Annotated in this window: 22 protein-coding genes; 12 read left to right on the top strand and 10 right to left on the bottom strand. The window is 42.3% G+C overall.

What is annotated here, in order from left to right:
• Positions 1-246: 246 nt before the first annotated feature.
• The 3 genes from BK820_RS07255 to BK820_RS07265 are packed head-to-tail and all read left to right on the top strand — an operon-like array spanning position 247 to position 2,215.
• A complete protein-coding gene (locus BK820_RS07255) occupies positions 247-1,251 on the top strand; it encodes an adenosine kinase (protein ID WP_004812757.1) in 1,005 nt (334 codons plus the stop codon).
• A gap of 14 nt (positions 1,252-1,265) precedes the next feature.
• Positions 1,266-1,574, top strand: coding sequence for a Rieske (2Fe-2S) protein (locus tag BK820_RS07260; protein ID WP_171058625.1), 309 nt, complete (start codon positions 1,266-1,268; stop codon positions 1,572-1,574).
• Between the two features lie 20 nt (positions 1,575-1,594).
• Positions 1,595-2,215: an OB-fold-containig protein gene (locus BK820_RS07265; protein ID WP_004812753.1), complete on the top strand. Its 621-nt coding sequence runs from the start codon at positions 1,595-1,597 to the stop codon at positions 2,213-2,215.
• A 60-nt stretch (positions 2,216-2,275) separates the two neighbouring features.
• On the opposite strand, the gene BK820_RS07270 is transcribed toward BK820_RS07265, so the two are convergent.
• Together BK820_RS07270 and BK820_RS07275 are read right to left on the bottom strand one after the other, a co-directional pair.
• A complete protein-coding gene (locus tag BK820_RS07270; RefSeq protein ID WP_004812752.1) occupies positions 2,276-2,968 on the bottom strand; it encodes a YidB family protein in 693 nt (230 codons plus the stop codon).
• A gap of 102 nt (positions 2,969-3,070) precedes the next feature.
• Entirely contained in the window at positions 3,071-3,541 is a 471-nt protein-coding gene (locus BK820_RS07275; protein WP_004812751.1) for a DUF6231 family protein, read from the bottom strand.
• A 34-nt stretch (positions 3,542-3,575) separates the two neighbouring features.
• Here BK820_RS07275 and BK820_RS07280 point away from each other — a divergent pair, with 34 nt between their 5' ends.
• On the top strand, positions 3,576-4,448 hold the full coding sequence (locus BK820_RS07280) for a DUF2797 domain-containing protein (RefSeq protein ID WP_004812750.1): 873 nt from the start codon (positions 3,576-3,578) through the stop codon (positions 4,446-4,448).
• 197 nt (positions 4,449-4,645) lie between these two features.
• Here BK820_RS07280 and BK820_RS07285 read toward each other — a convergent pair whose 3' ends face one another.
• The 3 genes from BK820_RS07285 to BK820_RS07295 all read right to left on the bottom strand — a co-directional run bounded on the left by BK820_RS07285 (position 4,646) and on the right by BK820_RS07295 (position 7,553).
• Positions 4,646-6,511 (bottom strand): SurA N-terminal domain-containing protein, encoded by a 1,866-nt coding sequence (locus tag BK820_RS07285; RefSeq protein WP_071320526.1) that lies wholly within the window; start codon positions 6,509-6,511, stop codon positions 4,646-4,648.
• 132 nt (positions 6,512-6,643) lie between these two features.
• On the bottom strand, positions 6,644-6,916 hold the full coding sequence (hbs, locus tag BK820_RS07290; protein ID WP_004279807.1) for a non-specific DNA-binding protein Hbs: 273 nt from the start codon (positions 6,914-6,916) through the stop codon (positions 6,644-6,646).
• 157 nt (positions 6,917-7,073) lie between these two features.
• Positions 7,074-7,553: a phasin family protein gene (locus BK820_RS07295; protein ID WP_071320527.1), complete on the bottom strand. Its 480-nt coding sequence runs from the start codon at positions 7,551-7,553 to the stop codon at positions 7,074-7,076.
• Positions 7,554-7,756: 203 nt separating this feature from the next.
• Here BK820_RS07295 and BK820_RS07300 point away from each other — a divergent pair, with 203 nt between their 5' ends.
• The 8 genes from BK820_RS07300 (at position 7,757) to fdx (ending at position 13,966) form a co-directional block, all read left to right on the top strand.
• A complete protein-coding gene (locus tag BK820_RS07300; protein ID WP_071320528.1) occupies positions 7,757-8,401 on the top strand; it encodes a hypothetical protein in 645 nt (214 codons plus the stop codon).
• A gap of 115 nt (positions 8,402-8,516) precedes the next feature.
• Positions 8,517-8,990, top strand: coding sequence for an Rrf2 family transcriptional regulator (locus BK820_RS07305; RefSeq protein WP_004812744.1), 474 nt, complete (start codon positions 8,517-8,519; stop codon positions 8,988-8,990).
• 1 nt (position 8,991) lies between these two features.
• Complete coding sequence (locus BK820_RS07310) at positions 8,992-10,209, top strand: IscS subfamily cysteine desulfurase (RefSeq protein WP_004812743.1); 1,218 nt, start codon at positions 8,992-8,994, stop codon at positions 10,207-10,209.
• Positions 10,210-10,312: 103 nt separating this feature from the next.
• The gene (iscU, locus tag BK820_RS07315; protein WP_004812740.1) at positions 10,313-10,699 is read left to right on the top strand and encodes a Fe-S cluster assembly scaffold IscU; all 387 of its coding nucleotides are present in this window, start codon (positions 10,313-10,315) and stop codon (positions 10,697-10,699) included.
• Positions 10,700-10,740: 41 nt separating this feature from the next.
• Entirely contained in the window at positions 10,741-11,061 is a 321-nt protein-coding gene (gene iscA, locus BK820_RS07320) for an iron-sulfur cluster assembly protein IscA (protein ID WP_004812739.1), read from the top strand.
• Positions 11,062-11,196: 135 nt separating this feature from the next.
• Positions 11,197-11,712 (top strand): Fe-S protein assembly co-chaperone HscB, encoded by a 516-nt coding sequence (gene hscB / locus BK820_RS07325; protein WP_004812736.1) that lies wholly within the window; start codon positions 11,197-11,199, stop codon positions 11,710-11,712.
• A gap of 40 nt (positions 11,713-11,752) precedes the next feature.
• Complete coding sequence (gene hscA / locus BK820_RS07330; protein ID WP_071320529.1) at positions 11,753-13,612, top strand: Fe-S protein assembly chaperone HscA; 1,860 nt, start codon at positions 11,753-11,755, stop codon at positions 13,610-13,612.
• Positions 13,613-13,627: 15 nt separating this feature from the next.
• Positions 13,628-13,966 (top strand): ISC system 2Fe-2S type ferredoxin, encoded by a 339-nt coding sequence (gene fdx / locus BK820_RS07335; RefSeq protein ID WP_004812732.1) that lies wholly within the window; start codon positions 13,628-13,630, stop codon positions 13,964-13,966.
• Between the two features lie 70 nt (positions 13,967-14,036).
• On the opposite strand, the gene BK820_RS07340 is transcribed toward fdx, so the two are convergent.
• From BK820_RS07340 to BK820_RS07360, 5 genes are all read right to left on the bottom strand, one after another.
• On the bottom strand, positions 14,037-15,584 hold the full coding sequence (locus BK820_RS07340) for an adenylate/guanylate cyclase domain-containing protein (protein ID WP_071320530.1): 1,548 nt from the start codon (positions 15,582-15,584) through the stop codon (positions 14,037-14,039).
• Positions 15,585-15,642: 58 nt separating this feature from the next.
• On the bottom strand, positions 15,643-16,077 hold the full coding sequence (locus tag BK820_RS07345; RefSeq protein WP_004894486.1) for an HIT domain-containing protein: 435 nt from the start codon (positions 16,075-16,077) through the stop codon (positions 15,643-15,645).
• A 241-nt stretch (positions 16,078-16,318) separates the two neighbouring features.
• On the bottom strand, positions 16,319-19,777 hold the full coding sequence (mfd, locus tag BK820_RS07350; RefSeq protein WP_071320531.1) for a transcription-repair coupling factor: 3,459 nt from the start codon (positions 19,775-19,777) through the stop codon (positions 16,319-16,321).
• A 122-nt stretch (positions 19,778-19,899) separates the two neighbouring features.
• Entirely contained in the window at positions 19,900-20,259 is a 360-nt protein-coding gene (locus tag BK820_RS07355) for a hypothetical protein (protein ID WP_071320532.1), read from the bottom strand.
• Between the two features lie 130 nt (positions 20,260-20,389).
• A complete protein-coding gene (locus BK820_RS07360; protein WP_071320533.1) occupies positions 20,390-21,841 on the bottom strand; it encodes an aspartate ammonia-lyase in 1,452 nt (483 codons plus the stop codon).
• Between the last annotated feature and the right edge of the window lie 297 nt (positions 21,842-22,138).

Here is a 22,138-nt window from a genome sequence, read left to right on the forward strand (position 1 = left end):
GGCTCAACCTGCATTTGCATGAATATGCAGTTACAGGTGATATAACACTTATAAATAAAATCCGCTATTTAAATCAATGGCACGACCGCAGGATTACGAAATTTATCTGCTTTAATTCGTCCAAAGTGCGAAATGAATGCCTTACAGCATACCCTAAAACTTTTTGAAAATGATTTAACACCCTATAGCAAACCTGAGCATTCGTGTAAACTTATGACTTTCGTTTTTTGAATGTGACTCTCTGACATGGCAAATGTTGATCTTTTTGCAATTGGTAATGCGCTAATTGACCAGGAATTTAAAGTATCTGACGACTTTTTAACTGCACACAACCTGCAAAAAGGCACCATGCAACTGACTGATGGTGAAACACAAGCTGCGCTGTATGAGAACCTGAAAGCCACGCAAAACTATAAAGGCCAGGCATCTGGTGGTTCAGCTGCAAACACGACTGTGGCTTTTGCTGCGCTCGGTGGTTCAGCTTTCTATGCCTGCCGTGTCGGGAATGATAATCTGGGTCAAATCTACCTGGATGGTTTAAATGAAGCCGGCATACAAACCACAACCCGTTCAATCAGTGAAGGTGTTACTGGTACCTGTATGGTACTAGTAAGTCCAGATTCAGAACGTACCATGCATACTTATTTGGGTATCACTGCGGAACTGACTGACGTTCAAATTGATTTCACACCTCTCAAAACTGCAAAATGGCTATATATCGAAGGTTATCTGTCGACTTCAGAAACTGCCCGTCATGCTGTAGAACAGGCACGTACCATTGCCCGTGCCAGTGATGCGAAAATTGCTTTAACCTTGTCTGATCCAGCCATGGTGCAATATGCACGTGCCGGCCTGGATGAGATGATTGCAGATGGCGTAGATCTATTGTTCTGTAATGAACAGGAAGCTTTGATGTACACTGAGACTGAAACGATTGAAGCCGCTTTAGTTAAATTGCAAGAAATCAGCCAACACATTGTCATTACATTGTCAGCCAAAGGCGCGTTGATCTGCAATGAAGGTCAAAGCTTTACTGTACCGGGTCGTGCTGTAACTGCAGTTGATACCAATGGTGCTGGTGATGCCTTTGCCGGTGCTTTCCTGTATGCACTGAATGCAGGCCTAGGCTGGAAAGTTGCAGCTCAATTGGCAATTCTGGTTTCAAGTCAGGTGGTTTCACAATTTGGCCCACGTCTGGCCATTGCTGACTATGCTGCGTTATTGGAAAACTTCCAAAAGGAATGCGCTTAATGTTTAAAATTTGCATGACCGAAGACATCCCGGAACGTGAAGCACGTTCTTTTGAAACGCCAAATGGCGACACCATTTTCATTACTCAACGCGATGGTATGTTCTATGCTTACCAGAACCTGTGTCCACACTTGCAGGTTGAACTGGAGTTTCTGGAAAACCAGTTTCTAGATCGTGATCAGGAATTTATTGAGTGTTCAACCCATGGTGCTTTATTCCTGGTTGAAACCGGAGAATGTATTTCTGGTCCATGTCAAGGTCAAGCACTTGAAAAAGTAGAGATTAACGTGCATTCTGATGGTGGAATTTACCTCATAGAATAACTCTGAAATTGGACGCTACCATGCCGGCATTTTTCGTAGACTATAACTTGATGCCTTTTCATTTAAGTTTATTCGCTGTGATTTTGCTGGGCGTGGTAGAAACCTTAGGTTATTTATTTAAAATTCGCCCGACGAAATTTTTGAAACAGATTTCCCCTTTCTACTTCCGCAATCTCGACCTACTTAATGTTAAATTTTCGAAAATTTTAATTGTATTTTTCCTGCTGATGAATTTTAGTGTTGCCGGTTATGTGCTGCAACTGCTGATCTATTCTCAGGAACAGGAATTTCTACCGGTGTATTACCTGATTATTCCTGCGTTGATTATTGCAATTTTTTTTACAGTATTTATGATTCACTGTCTGGATCAGGTGATTCCACCTAAATACAAAAAGCACCATGTCAATCTGATTGGTCGTCTGGCAACCATTTCCAGTGGCAATGCTCGTCCCGGATTTTCAGCTCAAGCCCGTGTAAGGGATGAATTTGGTCAGCTACATTATGTGCAGGTGGAGCCGGAATTTGGTGAGCTAGAATTCCAATCTCAGATTATTTTAATACGTCTGCGCAAATCACATTATGTTGCCAAAAAAATCAGCAAATCTAATCGTCTGTTTAGCTTGGATTTGGAACACTCATAATTTATAAAAATACAAAAAAACCCGGCATTTATAGCCGGGCTTTTTTTAAAGAAATTTCAGTTAACGCTTTAAGAAACCTGAAACCATGTTCAGGACATTCTGAATATCATTATTGGCTTCCTGCTTGCTGGTTTGCTCACCCTGCGGAGTTAATGAATCAATAATCTGCGGTAAGACTTTGGAAATGGCGCTATATACATCCTGCTTTGGGGCATGCACCTGCTCAGCCACCTGTTCGACTTCCTGATCATCAAATAACAGCTGTAACTGCTGGTTATCCACGGGCGCATTCTCACCAGGACCTGTAGACACCCAGTCATCAACCTGACTGTTTAAGCCTTGACCTTTAAGCTTATCCAGTGCTCCCTGTAAACCACCCTGCTTTTGAATCCAGGCAAGTACCAATGGCAATACGGCAATAAGTAAGGTCTTGGTTCCACCTGCACCCAATCCTGATGATCGAGGTTGCTGATGCGTCTGCTGATTTGACTGCTGCTGTGGCTGACTAGCACCACCCAGTTGACTCAGTACAGAACCTAAAATCCCACCCAAGCCGCCTTGCTGGGATTGACCAGTTTGATGCGTATTACCCGGATTTAACTGTCCAAGTACGGCACCAAGAATTCCACCCAAACCACCTTGTGACTGTTGCGACTGGTTTTGGGATTGATGCTGATTGGTATTCTGCTGTTGCTGACTACCGCCTAAGGCCTGCTTGGCCAGCATCTCTACAATATTACTGAGGTTTGTCATACTGCTTATCCTGTCAATCTTTCTTACAGCATACGTGCTGAACAGAAGGTTGAAATGGATGAATATGTTAATATTTGCAATGAAATTTAGTAGATTTTTTCCTTACCAACGGAACTTATTCCAATTTTCCGGATTGGCCCAGAATTTGGAATTAAACCAATCTGGTACATGCTTATAGGTCAGAATATTAAATTGCCATAGGGCAAAGTCGGCCTTATGTGTTGTTTTATCAATAAGTTGGGTTAGTCCTAAAGAACGGAGTAGTTTCTCATCCTGCAAACGGCTTACTACGACCAGACGTTTTGCAAATAAGTCACGCAGCTTGACCAATATCTGACTGATCAATTGATCTGATAACTCACTCGTTTCAGGTGTATCTAGCATCACTACTGCCAGATCATAACGTTGCTGAAAAGGCAGACTTAAAAAGTCAGATACGCTAAAATAATGCCATTGAATGGACTGATTAAACTTGACTTGGGTCAAATCCTGACCAATACAAATCGCAGTTTTTATGGGCTGTTCCTGCGCAAAATCGTCTAGCATCGAAGTGATGACATTCTGTTCAGCCATAACAGCATCCTTATGATTTAAGTGAGTAATTTATATGGAACTTCAAGGCATTTGCCATAAAATGCATGCCGGTCTCAAGAACCTTAGTGTAACTGAACAAGATATACACAGGGCAAATGTTGAATATAAATTCATATTAGATCGTTCAGAAATTGATCTCCCATTTAGCCTGGGTCAAGAAATCGAGATCGAATGGACCGGTAATATCTACTGCGTGTCTTGTGGTACCAAAACATCAAAATCATTTTCTCAAGGTCACTGCTTCAAATGCTTTAAAACCAAAGCGTCTTGTGACATGTGTATTATGAAGCCCGAGAGCTGCCACTATCATTTAGGTACCTGCCGTGAAGACACCTTTGCGCATGAAGTATGTTTCCAGCCTCATATTGTATATTTAGCTAACTCTAGTGGACTTAAAGTCGGAATTACCCGTGTCAACCATATGCCAGGACGCTGGCTGGATCAGGGTGCAACGCAAGCCTTACCCATCATGAAAGTAGGTTCTCGTCGTCTTTCAGGTCAAATGGAAGTCATGTTCGGCACCCAGGTTGCCGATAAAACCGATTGGCGCAAACTGCTTAAAGGTGAGGCTGAGCCCCTTAACCTGATTGATATCCGTGACCAGCTGCTGGATGAATTCGAACCACAAATTACCAGCATTCGTGACGAATTCAGCATGAGTCTGGACTTTAATGAAAATGTCGAGATTCTGGAACAAGAACGCCCACGCGAGTTTATTTATCCGGTAGAAAGCTATCCTGAAAAGATCAAATCACATAACCTGGATAAAACCCCAGTGATCCGTGGCAAATTACAAGGTATCAAAGGCCAGTACCTGATCCTGGATACCGGTGTTATTAATATCCGTAAATATACCGGCTATGAAATTAAGGTTCGTGCCGAGTAAATCGAACTATTTAAAAAAGCGGGATAAAATGTCCCGCTTTTTTATTTACTCATCAGGGAATTTACTACCAAAATTTAAAACACATTTCAGTATTTCAATGCCTCCTTGACTCTAAAGATGGCTCTCTTATAGAGCAAAAACTTTCCCAGAAAATAAAAAAACCGGCTCGAAAGCCGGTTTTTTTAAAGGAAAATCTGTTATTTGATTTTCGCTTGCGATTTCAGATAACGCGTATAATCATCAAATTCTTGCTGACCACGTAACTGGGCATAAAGTTTTGCCAGTTCAGTACGCTGTTCTTCACTTAAGACATCAATCGGATTCTTCTTCACTTCAGATACAGCAACTACTACCAGCTCATTAGGCAAGCTTGCAGTCGTCACAGACCAGAATCCAGCTTTAGGTACTTTCAGGCTAAATGCTGCACGCTGTACATCACGCTTTAGCAAGCCTTCAGCACGGGTATAGATACCCGCATCTTCAAACACCAGATTACCTTTTGCTACAGAAGCAGCAGGTTTGGTCTTAAACTCATCCAATGATTTCTGAATCTGGGCTTTTGCAAGAGCTCGCGCTTTTTCTTCAATCAGTTCTGCTTTAACACGTGGTTTCGCTTCCGCCAGTGATTGCTCACCTGCTGCATGGTAATCACGCACTTTTACCCAGGCTACATCACCGTTTGCCAACTGTATGCTAGAAGATACATTACGGTCACCATTCTTCACATCGTCATTGAACAGCTTCACTTTCACATTGGCATCACTGAGTAATGGATCCCGTGTAGACAATGTCACGCCTTTGGCTGATTGTACGCGAACACCTTTAACTTCTTGTGTTACCACATCCAGTGAGTCACTGCTGACCACCATATCATTCAGGCTATTCACAGTATCAGAGAATGCATTTGATTTTTTAGAAGCCAGCACCTCTTCAGTCAGACGTGCTTTTTGTGATTCAAATGATGGCACAGCTACATCAGGTGCCTGTACAGCAATGATATGATAACCATAATCTGTTTTCACGGGTGCAGAAACCTGACCAGATTGTAATGAAGCAACAGCTTTATCAAAAGCATCACCGAACACACCCGCTTCATAAACTGCGATTGCACCGCCTTTGGCCTTAGATTCAGGATCTTCTGAATACTGAGCTGCAGCCTGAGCAAATGTTGTACCCGCTTTGATCTTAGCTGCTACATCTGTTGCGAGTTTTTGCGCTTCAGCTTCAGAACGATTATCCGCAGTGATCAGGATATGTTTCACTTCTGGCTTGGCAGTCGATTTTTGTGCCGCAACAAAACTGTTATAGGCATCTTGTAGTTCGGCATCGGTTACCGTAACAGCAGCGGTATTAATATCACCCGCTTTTAAAACTACGTAATCTACATCCACACTTGTTGGCTGCTTGAATACAGTCTTATGCTTTTCATAATAAGCTGCAATTTCTGCATCAGTCACCTTAACGTTTTTCTTGTAGTTCTCAAGATTGACACTGGCAATATGCACATGACGCTGTTCAGTCTGCAAGTCAGCAATCTGCTGAATTTCCAGTTTACTAACCAATGGATAGTCAATAAAGGTAGATGACAACATTTTAAGAGCATGGTCAGTGCGCAGGCTTGCAATCAGCTGCTGGCTGTTCATGCCTACAGAGCGCAAATAGTTTTCATAGAGCGCATTTGAAAACTGACCATTTTGCTGGAAACTCGGTTGCTGAGCAATCATTTGCTCAATTTGCTGATCACTGAGACTGATGCCCAGGTTTTCAGCTTGTTGCAGCAAAACTGTACGTGCAACCAGCGTATCCATTGCTTTTTGATCAATGAATGCCTGATTTAATAATGTTTCATCGCCATTGGCATAACTGAGATATTGTTCTTTGAATGATTTTGTCAGAGATTCCAGTTCTTTTTTAGAGATATCTGTGCCATTTACCGTCTTGGCTGTATCTTTGTTCCCACCACTAAAATATCCTTCAATACCTACAAGCGCTAAAGGGGTTAAAAACAGAACGAGCAAGACCTTGCCCAGCCAACCCTTAATAACTTTACGAAAAGATTCCATAAGTATTCCAATATTTTATTTGCATGGGATTTTACCCGAAAAAACCCACTGAATGAATGTGTTAATCCTGACTATTTAATTAATCAATAAAAAAAACGCGCCTAGTGAGGCGCGTTTGGTTGCTGTTGGCGATTAAGCTACAGCGTCTTTCAAGCCTTTACCAGCTTTGAAGCTAGGTACTTTGCTTGCTTTGATTTCTAGCGTAGCACCAGTTTGTGGGTTACGGCCAGTACGTGCAGCACGTTCTTTAACGCCGAAAGTACCAAAACCAACGAGAGTAACTGTATCACCTGATTTAAGCGCTTCAGTAACAGAAGCAATTGTAGCATCTAAAGCCTTACCAGCGTCAGCCTTAGATAATCCCCCTTTCTCTGCAATTGCATCAATTAATTCTGATTTATTCATGAAAATTACGTCCTCTTAATATCGTTTATTTAAGGTCCAAGAATTTGTTTAAATTGCCATAGCGACTTTATAACAATGGTTTAGGGCTAAACGCAATACTCTTCGACCTCTTTTTTTTTAAAAAATAAGCGAAAAAAACATTGAATAATGAATAAAGTCACTTTCGTTGTGATTTTTTAGACAATTCATCCTGTATTTTCCCCTGTTCTTCCATCAACTGATCGACTTTAGCATGCAGCTGCAGGATCAGTTTTTCTAGATGCTGTACGTCCTTCAGCGTCACTAATCCTATACGATTCAAGGAATGATGAACAGAGTGATCAATTAATTTTTCAACTTTATCTTTGGTATCTGTGACAGACTCTTTGGCCTTTTCTGAGACTTTTTCGACAGTTTGGTCGGCAATGTCAGTCGTTTTGGATTCTAGCTCTTCTCCCACCTTGACCAAAGAGTCGAATAATTTATTGCCTTCTTCTTCGGCACGAGAGAATGCACCCAGTCCAGCCAGCCAGATTTGTTTGGTATATTTTCGAAAGTCGAGGACCGATTTACGCTCTGATCCTGATCTCGACTTAGCTTTTGATGTTTTTTGTTCTGTTTCCGGAATTGCATCCTGTGCCACTTCAGATTTGTCCATGTGCACGCCTCCTGATTATTTTCTATGCAAATTTTATATAGAAATCTACAAAATTACAGCATATTACCAAATTTAATACTTGCCAGTTTTGCTAAACTGTTCTACAAAGCAATTTATTTCATGTTTTAAGTTTAATCCCTGAAATATCAATTAGGCAGGATGCTTTATATTTCAAATTTTTCAGGAAAGGATTGGTTGTATCTATGAGCGAATCGCAGCAAAGTCAAAAGCAGCCGCACTTATTGCTGACAATGACTTTAATTGTTTTAGAAACGATTTTCACTTTTATTCTAAAACATGATCGCGTTGTTGCATTACAAGCTAAAAAGTTTATTGATGAAAATATCGCTATTAAGATTAATAGTTATATTCCTTATTTCGACTTTTATGTGCAGTTTACCGATAAGGGTCTGCTATTTGACCATAAAGCGCCAAACAAGATCATTGACCTTGATGTTCGTACTAATCTGTCCGATCTGATCAAAATCTTTATTTTTGGTAATCGTCGCAGTATTAAGGCTATGCGTATTGATGGCAATCAGATCCTGAAAGACGAATTCCGTGATCTGCTGACCCTGTTTGCCCTGCCGAAACTGCTTGCTGACTGGAAACAGTGGCTGTATGAACCAAGAGACGAGTCTGAAGTCGTTACTTCACGTAATCGTCTGGCCCCACTTCTAGATAAAATTGACCAGCAACGTTCTAAAATTAACACCCTACAAATAGAAGTTAAGCAGTATGAAAACCGGATTCGACGCATGCAACGTCGTCAGAAGCAAATTAATATAATCTTTGGTCTTATCACTGTAGGTTTAATTACGTTATTAGTATATAATTGGCTTGCTTAATAAAGCCTTCTTTTTGGTACGATTTAACGTTTCACTTTGCATAATAAAAAAACTTGACTATTTTAGTCAGGATTCTTAAAATCGACACATCTAGTCTAACCATGTGTATCGAATCATGCGCTTAACCACTCGCGGTCGCTACGCAGTGACTGCTCTTCTTGATCTAGCTTTGCAGCCAACTGAACAAACGATCACGCTTGCTGAAATTGCAGCTCGTCAAACTATTTCCGTTGCCTATCTTGAGCAGTTATTTGCGAAACTAAAACGTCATGGCTTAGTTTCAAGTGTCCGTGGTGCCAATGGTGGTTATCATCTGGCGCGTAATGCTCAAGACATCACTGTGTTAGAAATCATTGAAGCTGTAAACGAAACCGTTGATGCTACTCGCTGCGACCATAAAGGCAACTGCCAGAATGGTGCGATGTGCTTGACTCACGATTTATGGCAGGAACTCTCCCACCACATTGCCGATTATCTCGCAAAAATCTCGCTTGCTGACCTCGTAGCTCGTGACAACGTTCAAACCGTTTCACTACGCCAAAATTCAGCATCTTTTGATTCAGCTCTTTTATCGGTTACAGGTATTTGACATGAAACGTCCGATTTATCTTGACTATGCAGCAACCACTCCTGTAGACCCTCAAGTTGCAGAACGCATGATGGAATGCTTAACTTTCGAAGGTACCTTCGGTAATGCTGCATCTCGTTCACATGCATACGGCTGGCAAGCGGAAGAAAAAGTTGAATACGCACGTGAACAGGTCGCTAACCTTATCAAAGCTGACCCACGTGAAATCGTATGGACTTCTGGTGCGACTGAATCTGACAACCTTGCCTTAAAAGGTGTAGCTCAGTTCTATGCATCTAAAGGTAAGCACATCATTACGTCTAAAATTGAACATAAAGCAATTTTGGATACATGCCGTGAGCTGGAGTCTGAAGGCTTTGAAATTACTTACTTGGAACCACAACCAAAAACTGGTTTAATCACCCCAGACATGGTTGAAGCTGCAATTCGTCCAGATACCATTCTTGTTTCCCTAATGATGGTAAACAACGAAATTGGTACCGTAACGGATGTTGCTGCAATTGGTGAAATCACTCGTGCCAAGAAAATTTTCTTCCACGTAGATGCTGCCCAGGCTGCAGGTAAAGTTGAAATTGACCTTTCTCAACTGAAAGTCGACCTGATGAGCTTCTCTGCACACAAAATCTATGGTCCTAAAGGCATCGGTGCCCTGTTCGTACGTCGTAGCCCACGTGTACGCCTGAAAGCACAAATGCATGGTGGCGGTCACGAACGTGGCATGCGTTCTGGTACGCTTGCGACTCACCAGATCGTAGGTATGGGTGAAGCATTTGAACTTGCAGGTAAAAACTTGCATTCTGAACAAGCGCGTTTACGTGTACTTCGTGACAAACTTTGGAATGGTTTACGTGACCTTGAACAGGTATTTCTGAATGGCCACGAAACTTATAACGTTGCGAACTACCTGAATGTGAGCTTCAACTTTGTTGAAGGTGAATCACTAATGATGGCTCTGAAAGATGCAGCAGTATCTTCAGGTTCAGCATGTACCTCTGCAACACTAGAACCTTCTTATGTTCTACGTGCATTGGGCCTATCAGACGAACTTGCACACAGCTCAATCCGCTTTAGCTTTGGTAAATACACCACTGAAGAAGATATTGATCATGTACTTGAAGTCACTAAAGCTGCTGTTGAGAAGTTACGTGAACTTTCTCCGCTTTGGGATATGTACAAAGAAGGTATCGACCTTTCTACAGTTGAATGGGCTGAACACTAATCTTGCATCAAAGATAACAGCATTTATGTTGTTATCTCATTGATAAAAGTTTTTTAATCCCCATATTTAATATTAGGCTGACCCCGAGGTTTGGAGAAGCAACATGGCTTATAGCGAAAAAGTAATCGATCATTACGAAAACCCACGTAACGTTGGTGTTTTAGACAAAAATGCAGAAAACGTAGGTACAGGCATGGTGGGTGCACCAGCATGTGGCGACGTGATGCGTCTTCAGATTCAAGTGAATGATGAAGGTGTAATCGAAGAAGCACGTTTTAAAACTTATGGCTGTGGTTCAGCAATTGCATCTAGCTCACTGGTAACCGAGTGGCTAAAAGGCAAAACTCTGGACGAAGCTCAAGCGATCAAGAATATTGATATCGCAACTGAACTTGCTCTTCCTCCAGTAAAAGTACACTGCTCTGTACTTGCTGAAGATGCCATTAAAGCTGCTGTAGAAGATTATCGTAGCAAAAAAGTGAAAGCTTAATTGCTGACGTGTATTTTTGAAGAAAGATTAACGGAGTTTTCATGATCCATTTAACTGAAAATGCTGCAACTCATATCAGCAATTACCTGAAAAATCGTGGTAAGGGTGAAGGCATTCGCGTTGGTGTGAAAACTTCAGGCTGTTCTGGTCTGGCTTATGTGCTTGAATTCGTCGATGACGCTGATACACATGATGAAGTATTTGAACAGTTTGGTGTTAAAGTTTTCGTTGACCCGAAAAGCCTGGTTTATCTCGAAGGTATGGAGATGGACTACGTAAAAAATGGTCTGAACGAAGGCTTCGAATTTAACAACCCGAACAAAAAAGGTGAATGTGGCTGCGGTGAATCCTTCACTGTATAAGGCTTAATCATTAGCGTACATTTATCCTTGCAGCATTAAAACAGTGTCATCTACACTGTTTTAATTGCATTTAGGCAGTAGTTTTTAGCTGTACATTGCAGTTAATTTGCATATTAATCGTGGATCCAATCTCCCATGAATCATTTTGAGTTGTTCAACCTCCCTGTCGCACTTGATATTGATTCAGCTGCTTTAAAAGCTGAATTTTTAAAGTTACAGCAACAATATCATCCAGATAAAGCTGCAGACAAAGACCAGGCCCTGATCAAATCAAGTGAAATCAATCAGGCATATAAGGTTTTGTCGGCCGTGGATAGTCGCGCTGCTTACTTACTTTCATTGAAAAAACAGGATTATCATCTGGATCAGTCCATCAGTGATTTTGAGTTTCTGCAAGATGCGCTTGAAATTCGTGAGCAGCTTGATGATGCAGCTTCGGCAGAAGACTTATCTTCCCTAAAAGTTGAAGTTCAACAGTGGATTGATGGCCTGGTGCGTGAATTCAAAATAGATTATGAAGAGGAAGACTGGGCTGAGGCTCGCGATACTGTGCGTAAACTGCGCTTCTTTGTCAAAGTCATGGCCGATATCGATAAAGCGGAAGACCGTTTCCTCGATGACGACAGCTTTGACCTCGATGACGATTTTTAATTTCTCTCTTTAATATTTAACGTGCAAAGGATGTAACACTATGGCTCTCTTGCAGATTGCAGAACCAGGTCAATCAAGTGCACCGCATGAACACCGCATTGCGATTGGTATCGATTTAGGCACCACCCATTCTTTGGTCGCCACGGTTCTTTCAGGTAAAGCCAAAGTACTTAATGATGAACAAGGACGTGTGTTACTTCCTTCTATCGTTCATTATGCAGAGCAAAGCACTCAGTACGGCTATGAAGCTGCACCATTCATAATGACCGACCCAAAGAATACCATCGTTTCTGTAAAACGTTTTATGGGTCGTTCTCAAGCGGATATTAAATTCCAGCACCCGTATACTTTAGTGGGTGAAGCGAATGAAATGCCAGCATTTGAAACAGCTCAAGGTCGTAAAACACCCGTCGAAATTTCAGCACAAATCTTAAAACAGCTGAAAGACCGTGCAGAAGCAAGCTTGAAAAATGAGATTAATGGCGCTGTCATCACAGTTCCTGCATATTTTGATGAAGCACAACGTCAGGCAACTCGTGATGCGGCACAACTGGCCGGTTTAAATGTACTTCGTTTACTGAATGAACCTACTGCTGCTGCTGTAGCTTACGGTCTGGATCAGGAAACTAACCTCAGTACAGATCGCAACTATGTGATCTACGACCTAGGTGGTGGTACTTTTGACGTATCTATCCTGCGTTTCTCGCAAGGCGTATTCGAAGTATTAGCGACTGGTGGCCATACTGCTCTGGGTGGTGATGACCTGGATCGTTTGATTCTAAAATGGGCCAAGAAACAGCTGAATATTGAAACCCTCAATGATGCTGAATATGCACATTTCATTACAGCTGCGCGCAAGGCCAAAGAAGCACTCTCTGATACTGAATCTGTAGAACTAAAACTGCTAGATCAGGTCTTAACATTAGATCGTCCAACGTTTGAAGAAATCATTAAAGTTGCACTGGATAAAACGATTAGCGTTTGTAAACGTGTAATGCGTGATGCCAAACTGGAACTGGATGATATTCAAAACGTAGTTCTGGTAGGTGGTTCTACCCGCTCCTATGCCGTTCAGAAAGCAGTGCGTGAAGTGTTCAATCAAGAACCTCTATGTACCATCAATCCGGATGAAGTAGTTGCAATTGGTGCCTCGATTACTGCGAATCAATTGATTGGTAATTCAACCGACGGTTCATTGTTATTAGACGTAACACCATTGTCTCTGGGTCTTGAAACCATGGGTGGTCTGGTAGAACGTCTGATTTCACGTAATACCGCGATTCCTGTGGCACGCCGTCAAGAATTCACCACCTATCAAGATGGTCAGACCGCGATGTTGATCCATGTAGTTCAGGGTGAACGTGATCTGGTGGAGCATTGCCGTAGCTTGGGTCGCTTTGTGCTGCATGGTATTCCCCCAATGACTGCAGGTCAGGCACGTATTGAAGTGACTTTCCAGGTGGATGCTGATGGTCTATTAACCGTAGCTGCACAAGAAACCACGTCTGGCGTGAAAGCACAGATCGACATTAAACCATCTTATGGTTTATCGAGCGAAGATACAGAGCGTTTACTACTTGAAGGTTATAAATTTGCTGAAGAAGACAAGAACCTGCGTCATCTTCAGGAAACCAAAGTTGAAGCACAACGTGAACTTGAAGCACTTACTCAGGCCCTGAAAATGGATGCGGCGTTGTTAAGTGAGCAGCAGCTTACTGATCTGCAAGCTGCTCAAGCCAAGCTTGAACAAGAGCTGCAAGGTACAGATATCAAAGCGATTGAATCTGCCGTAGAACAGCTTAAAATACATAGTGATGCATTTGCTGCTGCTCGTATGAACCAGCATATCGATGCAGCACTGAAAGGTACTAAACTCGACGACTGGTCAAACTCAAACTAATTTAAGGTAAAGACTATGCCACGTATTAAAGTTCTTCCACATGCGCAAATTTGCCCTGAAGGTGCTGAGTTTGAAGTTGAACAAGATGCCAATTTATGTGAAAGCCTGCTAAATAACGGGATCAAGATTGAACATGCTTGCGATATGTCATGTGCATGTACCACATGTCACGTGATTGTGCGTCGTGGCTTTGACAGCCTAGAAGAAATGAATGATGTTGAAGCAGATCTGTTAGACCGTGCATGGGGCCTTGAGCCTGATTCACGTTTGTCTTGTCAGGTCAAAGTGGTGGACGAAGATCTGGAAGTTGAAATTCCGAAATACACCATCAACCATGCTTCAGAAAATCACTAAGCGATTTTCATAAAAAACCACGCTTGAGCGTGGTTTTTTTACATCTGATCTTTATGGTGATTGTTTTTTCTTAACTCGCGCGACTGGTCTTTTTTTCTGATTGATCTGACCTGGTTTCATATTCTTGCTTCTCAGTCTCTTTTTCTAATACCACAGGTTCTGCTGTACTCGCTGGTAGATGTTCAATGACTTCATCTTCAAGTTTTAACTTTACAATACCTTGTGAATTGGTCATCTTCTGCTGGGTCTGAATCCGCTTAATCATATTTTCAAGCACATGCACCAGTTTAGGATATTCGTAGTTCTGTACTTCATCCAGATTAAGTAACAGATGGAAACCTTTATATTCGTAGTCAAACCAGCGTTGATAATCAATTTTCTCTGAAGTAAATCGCTCCATTACCTGCCAAGTACGTACTGGCTCTTTAATCCCCTTCAGGAATACTGGTTTTTTTCCTACACAAAGATAATCATTCTTGATAAGTGTATGGGTATCTTCAGAAATCAGGATTTCATCTACTTCAGCAGCACATTGTAATCGTGCTGCCAGGTTGGCATCTCGTCCCACAATCGTATAAGCCATACGGTGATTAGCGCCATAATTGCCAACGTGGCAATAACCCGTCGAAATACCCATACGGATATGTAGCGGTGGATAGCCCATTTTCACCCAACGTTCACGCAGGATTTTCATCTGCTGACGCATGGCAATCGCCATATCCAGACAGTTTTTGGCATCCTGCTCAACACCATCAGAATGCGGATCACCGAAAAAGATCAGGATCGCATCACCCATGAATTTATCTACCGTGCCTTCATAGTGCTTGGCGATTTCTGTCATGTGACTGAGATAGTCATTCAGCAGGAAGGCCAAATCATCTGGAATCAGCGTTTCAGAGAGTTCCGTGAAACCCTGGATATCGGAAAAAAATACGGTAAGTTTCTTACGTTTATATTCAATCTTGGCTTCAGACTCACCTTTCATAATTGATTGCCACAGCTGCAAGGGTGCATAACGGCTCAGCTGGTTGGCAAATTCCATATAGCGGTTCATCTGATCATAATAATGGTTCTTTTTCTGCGCCATAAAACGTGCACGCGTGGTTTGATAGTAATTCCCTACACCAAAATAGGTCACCAGACAAAGGAAGCCCAAAACCGTCAACTCATTGCTGGTTGGCTGAAAATATTCACCAAAACCAAAGATAAAAATATTGCAGAAATAAAAAATGGCAATACCGATCAGGCTTGCCAATGAGAACGTCAAAAATGAAATTTTGTTACTGATTGCGGTATACAGCAATGCGACCAGTCCCAATAAAGACAGTACCAGACTCATATGCATTGCAGAAAGAATGACTGCAATTACAGCAATGTCGAGTACAAAGAAGACATTACGCTTGATACTAGTATTGTAGCGATAGATGAGCCAGCGCGACAGCTTCGGCAGAGCCAGTATAATCGCAAGAAAGAAAAACGGGATAAAAATCTGGTACTGCGTATCAGGCTCTGTATAGTGAAAAACGACGATGACCAGCGACAGCATGATATATCCCATCAGTCGATGGAAATATTCAAACTGTTTCGGCTCTTTATGTACCCAATCGTCTATTTGCACTCAGTTGCTCCTTGCAGCACTGTATAATTTACAGGCCTGATTGCAGCATGGGATCAGATTAATCCATACGCCAGTCGAATGGCATATCTCCCTGACCACGTAGAGCCAGCATTAACGTCTGACGCATATGAGCAAGAACTTCGCTGCTATAAGGAACCGCAGGTGTTCCCCACACTGGTTTTGGCCAAGCCACATCGTTCTGGTAACGAACCACATGATGAAAATGTAGCTGTGGAACCATATTACCTAATGCAGCCACATTCATTTTGTCTGCACGGAATACACGCGCAAGCTGACTAGACAACCAGCTTGATTCACGCAGGAACTGTTCCTGGTCGGCCTGGCTAAGTTCATATAATTCTGTAATGCCCGGCACACGTGGAATCAGGATTAACCACGGAAATTGCATATCATTCATCAAACGACATGTTGATAAAGGAAAGTCGCCTACAAAAAACGTATCTTGAGCAAGTTGAGGATGCAAACTAAACATATCTTTATAAATGATGCAAAATTAGAATGATGCCTAATACTAACATATCCAGTGCTAGCTGAATATTGTGAGCAATGTGTTTAAATACAAATTTGGATGATTTGTTATGAACTCGGTCACAACTCAGACTTTACCGAATCACACAAATTAATCAAAACTTTCTTTCCATTGAGGCGTGACTTCGCCATCGATTTAAACGAATGGTCAGAATTCCTTTTCTGACCTATTTTTTAAAACCTTTTTAATGCAGCTCTTTCAGCAGGCTATCCAGCAAATCGGTTAAAAACTGAATACGTTTCTGATAGTCTTCGAGCATGACCATGACTTTCAGACGTTGCCCGCCATTCATCCGGAAATAGGTCGGATGTTTCTGCATCATCTGGATAATACTCATGGCCTGCACTGGCGTATCCGGAGCAAATTCGATATGCCCGCCCTGACCGCCAATGTCGATTTTGGTAATGCCCAGCTGTTCTGCTTTCAGACGAAGCTGATGCACTGCAAATAGCTGCTTCACTGGCTGTGGTGGAATACCAAAACGGTCAATCAGCTCCATACGGATATTGTCGAGTTTGTCTTGGGTATTGGTATTACTGATACGTTTATAGAACAGCAGACGCTGATGTACATCCCCCAGATAGTCATCCGGAATCAAGGCTGGCATATGCAGATTAATTTCTGCCGTTAAAGATAATGGTGCATCAAAGTTCGGTGTCTTGCCCTTTTGAATGGCTTTGGTGGCTTTTTCCAGCATTTCCATATATAGGCTATAACCTATCGCCTGCATCGAACCACTTTGCTGTTCACCCAAGAGTTCACCTGCACCCCGGATTTCCAGATCTTCGGTTGCCAGCATAAAACCCGCGCCCAGATTTGAAGCCCGTTGAATCGCATCCAGGCGTTTTTCAGCATCGCCTTTTAAACCTTTTATCGATGGAACCAAGAGATAAGCATACGCCTGGTGATGGGAACGACCAACACGCCCCCGCAACTGGTGCAACTGGGCCAGACCGAGCTTATCCGCACGTTCAATAATGATGGTATTGGCACTCGGCACATCGATCCCGGTTTCAATAATAGTCGAGCACACCAGAACATTGTATTCCTTGTGATAGAACTGCTGCATGACCTGCTCCAACTCACGTTCACGCATCTGCCCATGGGCAACAATGACACGCGCTTCTGGTACCAGTTCACGTAGGCTTTCTGCAGCACGGTCAATGGTATCCACTTCGTTATGCAGGAAATAAACCTGACCACCACGCAGCAATTCACGCAGAATCGCCTCTTTAATGGTGTCATTGGTCTGTTCCTGAACGAAGGTTTTTACTGCCAGACGACGTGCTGGTGGTGTCGCGATTATTGAAAGATCACGCATACCACTAAAAGCCATGTTTAGGGTACGTGGAATTGGTGTTGCGGTCAGGGTCAACATATCCACATCGGCACGTAGAGCCTTAATACGTTCTTTGTCCCGCACCCCGAAACGGTGTTCTTCATCGACAATCATCAGGCCAAGATTGTTGAATTGGACATTTTCCTGCAAAATTTTATGCGTACCAATCACAATATCCACTTTGCCTTCTGCCAGGTCCTCAATCGTTTTAGTATGTGCCTTGGAAGAACCGAAACGTGACAACACTTCAATACGTACTGGCCAGTCCGCGAAGCGGTCTTTAAAGGATTCATAGTGCTGTTGTGCTAACAAAGTGGTTGGAACCAAAACTGCGACTTGACGGTTATTCTGCACTGCCACAAAGGCAGCGCGCATTGCGACCTCAGTTTTCCCAAAGCCTACATCACCACAAACCAGACGATCCATTGGTTTGGCCTGCTGCATGTCATATAAAGTTGCTTCAATGGCATTGGCTTGATCTAACGTTTCTTCATAGGCAAAGCCGCTAGCAAACTGCATATACAGGCTTTGATCCAGCTCAAAACTGATTCCGGGCTTGGATGAACGACGTGCCTGTATATCCAGTAATTCGGCTGCGACATCGTGAATCTGTTCCAGTGCCTTACGTTTTGCTTTGCTCCAGGCATCTGTTCCGAGCTTATGTAGTGGTGCCAGATCAGGATCACCACCACTATAACGGCTGATCAGATGCAGATTGGTAACTGGTACATAAACCTTGGCATCATCGGCATAATCCAGTTGCAGGAATTCATGGTCCTGATCGTCAATGCTCAAAGTAATCAGGCCGGCATAACGCCCTACACCATAATCAATATGTACAACTGGGGCACCAATGGTCAGCTCGGTCAGACTGCGAATCAGGAATTCTTCGGATACTTCCTGTTGACGCTTGCGACGGCGCTGTACCACCCGATGTTCATAGAGCTGGTTTTCCGAAATCACAGTGATACGATCAGTCAAAACCAGACCACGTTCTAAGGGTGCACTAGTAATGGCAATCGCATGTAATGATGCGACAAAGGCATCAAAATTCTCGACAGTCGGGATATCACCCAGACTTGGACGCAGTGCATCTTTTAGAGTTTCTCGGCGACCTGCACTTTCAGCCACGAGTAGAACAGGATGATTAGCTGCATCGATATATTTTTTAACTTCGATGAATGGCTTTTCCCGTTTCGGATCGACCGGCAGTCGTGGCGGTGTCTGAGTATCCAGATTTATCACGCCAGCTTTTTCATCAAAAACATCTTGAGAGGCAATAATGCGACCAAACTGGTTCAATTGTTCCAGCACAAGATTAGTCTGGGTAAACAGCATTTCCGGAGGTAGAATTGGCTGATCCACATTATGACGGCGATCCTCATAACGACGTACCACCTCAGCCCAAAACTGGTTTAATGACTCTTCCAGACCGCGATCTGTAATGACAATGCCATTCTTTGGTAAGTATGAAGCCAAAGTGCTGTGAGCTTGCATTGCTTCTGCACTAAAGAAAAGCGGCATGTAAAACTCAATACCCGGCGAAGCAATACCATCCATGACATCTTGATACATCGGGTTTTTCTTGGGGTTTGCTGTCGGGAACAGCTCACCATAACGGTCCCGGAAAGTGGCGCGCCCTTCTTTCAGTGGAAATTCTTGTGCCGGTAATACGGTAAATTGTTCTAAAGTTTGCGTAGTGCGCTGGGTTTCCGGATCAAAAAATTTCAGCGTTTCAATTTCATCATCGAACAGGTCAATCCGGATCGGTGCATCCTGACCAGAGGCATAAATGTCCATGATGCTGCCGCGGACTGCAAATTCACCATGGTCATATACAGTATCAACCAGATGGTAACCCGCCTGAATCAGTTTTTTCTTTTGCTGTTCCAGATCAAGCTTTTGCCCGACACGAATATCAAAGTGTTCACCCAATACCCATGAGCTTGGTGCTACACACTGTGCCAGCGTAGAAGCAGATAACAGCAACACCCCGGTTTGCGGCATATTGGACAGAATTGCCAGACGTTCAGAGACAATGTCCTGATGCGGAGACAGACGGTCATAAGGCAAAATTTCCCAGTCTGGAAATATAGTCGGCTTGATGCCATAAAATTCCAGTTCACTTTCCAGCTGACCAAGGTGCTGATTATTGCGGGCCACAATCACAAATAACTGTTTATGCTGCTTGGCAATTTCCTTCAGCAATAATGCTGTGGATGATCCCTGCAGGTTGCCTAACCAGCGTCGTTCACCAGCCTTGAGTTGTTTTAAATTGAGTTGGGAAATTTCTTGTTGGAACATGTATATAGCTTTAAAGTCTAAACAACATATCTCTTATACTATCACGATGGTATCTGCGCATTTCGTTATTTTTATGCAGTCTTTGCTATCAGGAAAATAATAGTTTCTTTCCACTTCAAATGCTATTTTTTCTCACGCAGAAAATTTCGGTAGTAATCATTCAACTTTTTTACGATTACTTTAAATTGCAGCAAGTTTTCTTCAGTATTGCCCAATCTTGAATTAAAACGTTGATTGGCAATTTCCAGATCAATTTTTTCATTAATGATCATGGCTGTAGAATATAATTCTTTCAGATCATCAAATGTTTTCATGCGTCGGTTAGACAGATATTCCAGTCTTTCACCTAACTCTTGATTCAGGTTAATCCCATCTACGATATAGCCAGTTTCTTCGGTATATTGAATATTATTTTCTTCTAGATAAAGCAGTGCAGGAGAAGGTTTATTTGATTTGAATAAAGCGCTGATTTTATCAAACATGCTATGTTCCGAATTCATCGTGAGATTTATCTAGTCTAGATGAAAATGCCCCAAATCCACAGACTGGATTTGGGGCAAATGGTTAAAATCAGCACGATCCTATAAATCGTGATTCAAAGCCTTAAGAGCTTCAGGACACTTGTTCTAGCTGATTGATCTCGCTAGGTACTTCCGAGACCAGATTTTCAAAGGCAAAGATTTGATCTAACTGAGCCTGACTGAGCAGCCCCAGCTCCAGTACGACTTGAGGCACAGTTTTATTTTCACGAATACACTGTTTTCCGATTTCATCACACATGGCATGCCCTAGCAGTGGTTCCAGTAAAGTGATAATACCGATGCTGCGCATCACGGCATTTAAACAGTTCTGCTCATTGGCCTGAATGCCGGCAATACATTTTTGCTGTAGCGTCTGCATACCGTGGGTCAGTAATTGAATCGATTCATTTAAAGATACCGCGATGACAGGTTCCATGACATTAAGCTGTAATTGTCCAGCTTCCGCTGCCATGGTCACGGTCAGATCATTGCCAATTACCCGAAATGCAATCTGATTCACCACTTCCGGAATCACTGGATTCACTTTGGCTGGCATGATCGAAGAACCTGCTTGTAATTCTGGCAAGCGGATTTCTGCCAAACCGGTACGTGGTCCAGAACTTAAAAGACGTAAGTCATTACAGATTTTGGACAACTTGACTGCCAGACGTTTCAGGCTGCTAGACAGAATAATGAATACGCCACAATCACTGGTCGCTTCTACATAATCTTCCGCGCCTTTTAAAGGCAGATCAGTAATGTGTGCCAAAGTTTCTACAGCACGCTTGGCATAACCCGTTGGTGTATTTACACCAGTTCCAATTGCTGTTGCACCCAGATTAACTTCCAGCAATAACTGACGCATCTGCTCAATCAGCTTAAAATCTTCTTTTAATAAAGTCGCAAAAGCGCGGAATTCCTGCTCCATAGTCATAGGAACGGCATCTTGCAATTGAGTACGGCCCATCTTGATCACATACTGAAATTCTGTAGCCTTACTATATAAAGTATCAATCAAAGATTTTTGCACATTGAGCAGTTCATCTAAACGTGTATAAGTAGCTAGACGCAGTGCCGTGGGATAGACATCATTGGTAGATTGCGATGTATTCACATGATCATTCGGATGCAGAATATGATATTCCCCTTTACGATGCCCCATCAGTTCCAGCGCACGGTTGGCAATCACTTCATTGGCATTCATATTGATGGAAGTCCCGGCTCCGCCCTGATAAGGATCCAGTGGAAAAGCATCCTGCCAGTTTTCCGGATGTTGAATCAGCTCATCACAGGCTTGCTGAATGGCTGCACATTGTTGTTCTGAAATTTTCTGAAAATGTAGATTGGTTTGTGCAGACGCTTTTTTAACTTGTGCCAAAGCGCGAATAAAATGTAACTGCTGTCCTACAGTTAAACCTGATATCTGAAAGTTTTCCAGCGCACGTATAGTATGAATTCCATAATAACTATGCTGTGGAATCTGTTTTTTACCCAATAAATCCTGTTCGATTCTGTTCAAGTCAATTTGAAGCATATTGTCCATATTTTTTACTCTTGGCGATGATGCACTTTAATGGTGCTCTTTCACTATGCGCGGAGTGGTCAGAAACAAATAGAAATCTTTTAAGTGATATTTGCAACAAAATATGTCTAGTTCGCATTTGCTGTTATTTTTGTAACTTTGTGTAATAAAATAACAAAAGTTTAATGATTTTAACTATTTATTAAAAATTAGCTTCTTAGCTCTAAATTAGACTATTCTTGGCTTTATTTAGCCATTTTAAATTTCATAAGATTATATTTAAAAAATCAAATCTACATAAAGCATACATAAAAACTG

Source organism: Acinetobacter sp. LCT-H3 (assembly GCF_001866125.1).
GTDB classification, from domain to species: Bacteria; Pseudomonadota; Gammaproteobacteria; order Pseudomonadales; family Moraxellaceae; genus Acinetobacter; species Acinetobacter schindleri.

What these genes read in the sequence shown, in the direction of transcription:
- BK820_RS07255 (WP_004812757.1), top strand. Translation starts at nt 247, where the DNA reads ATGGCAAATGTTGATCTTTTTGCAATTGGTAATGCGCTAATTGACCAG.
- BK820_RS07260 (WP_171058625.1), top strand. Translation starts at nt 1,266, where the DNA reads ATGACCGAAGACATCCCGGAACGTGAAGCACGTTCTTTTGAAACGCCA.
- BK820_RS07265 (WP_004812753.1), top strand. Translation starts at nt 1,595, where the DNA reads ATGCCGGCATTTTTCGTAGACTATAACTTGATGCCTTTTCATTTAAGT.
- BK820_RS07270 (WP_004812752.1), bottom strand. Translation starts at nt 2,968, where the DNA reads ATGACAAACCTCAGTAATATTGTAGAGATGCTGGCCAAGCAGGCCTTA.
- BK820_RS07275 (WP_004812751.1), bottom strand. Translation starts at nt 3,541, where the DNA reads ATGGCTGAACAGAATGTCATCACTTCGATGCTAGACGATTTTGCGCAG.
- BK820_RS07280 (WP_004812750.1), top strand. Translation starts at nt 3,576, where the DNA reads ATGGAACTTCAAGGCATTTGCCATAAAATGCATGCCGGTCTCAAGAAC.
- BK820_RS07285 (WP_071320526.1), bottom strand. Translation starts at nt 6,511, where the DNA reads ATGGAATCTTTTCGTAAAGTTATTAAGGGTTGGCTGGGCAAGGTCTTG.
- hbs (WP_004279807.1), bottom strand. Translation starts at nt 6,916, where the DNA reads ATGAATAAATCAGAATTAATTGATGCAATTGCAGAGAAAGGGGGATTA.
- BK820_RS07295 (WP_071320527.1), bottom strand. Translation starts at nt 7,553, where the DNA reads ATGGACAAATCTGAAGTGGCACAGGATGCAATTCCGGAAACAGAACAA.
- BK820_RS07300 (WP_071320528.1), top strand. Translation starts at nt 7,757, where the DNA reads ATGAGCGAATCGCAGCAAAGTCAAAAGCAGCCGCACTTATTGCTGACA.
- BK820_RS07305 (WP_004812744.1), top strand. Translation starts at nt 8,517, where the DNA reads ATGCGCTTAACCACTCGCGGTCGCTACGCAGTGACTGCTCTTCTTGAT.
- BK820_RS07310 (WP_004812743.1), top strand. Translation starts at nt 8,992, where the DNA reads ATGAAACGTCCGATTTATCTTGACTATGCAGCAACCACTCCTGTAGAC.
- iscU (WP_004812740.1), top strand. Translation starts at nt 10,313, where the DNA reads ATGGCTTATAGCGAAAAAGTAATCGATCATTACGAAAACCCACGTAAC.
- iscA (WP_004812739.1), top strand. Translation starts at nt 10,741, where the DNA reads ATGATCCATTTAACTGAAAATGCTGCAACTCATATCAGCAATTACCTG.
- hscB (WP_004812736.1), top strand. Translation starts at nt 11,197, where the DNA reads ATGAATCATTTTGAGTTGTTCAACCTCCCTGTCGCACTTGATATTGAT.
- hscA (WP_071320529.1), top strand. Translation starts at nt 11,753, where the DNA reads ATGGCTCTCTTGCAGATTGCAGAACCAGGTCAATCAAGTGCACCGCAT.
- fdx (WP_004812732.1), top strand. Translation starts at nt 13,628, where the DNA reads ATGCCACGTATTAAAGTTCTTCCACATGCGCAAATTTGCCCTGAAGGT.
- BK820_RS07345 (WP_004894486.1), bottom strand. Translation starts at nt 16,077, where the DNA reads ATGTTTAGTTTGCATCCTCAACTTGCTCAAGATACGTTTTTTGTAGGC.
- mfd (WP_071320531.1), bottom strand. Translation starts at nt 19,777, where the DNA reads ATGTTCCAACAAGAAATTTCCCAACTCAATTTAAAACAACTCAAGGCT.
- BK820_RS07355 (WP_071320532.1), bottom strand. Translation starts at nt 20,259, where the DNA reads ATGTTTGATAAAATCAGCGCTTTATTCAAATCAAATAAACCTTCTCCT.
- BK820_RS07360 (WP_071320533.1), bottom strand. Translation starts at nt 21,841, where the DNA reads ATGGACAATATGCTTCAAATTGACTTGAACAGAATCGAACAGGATTTA.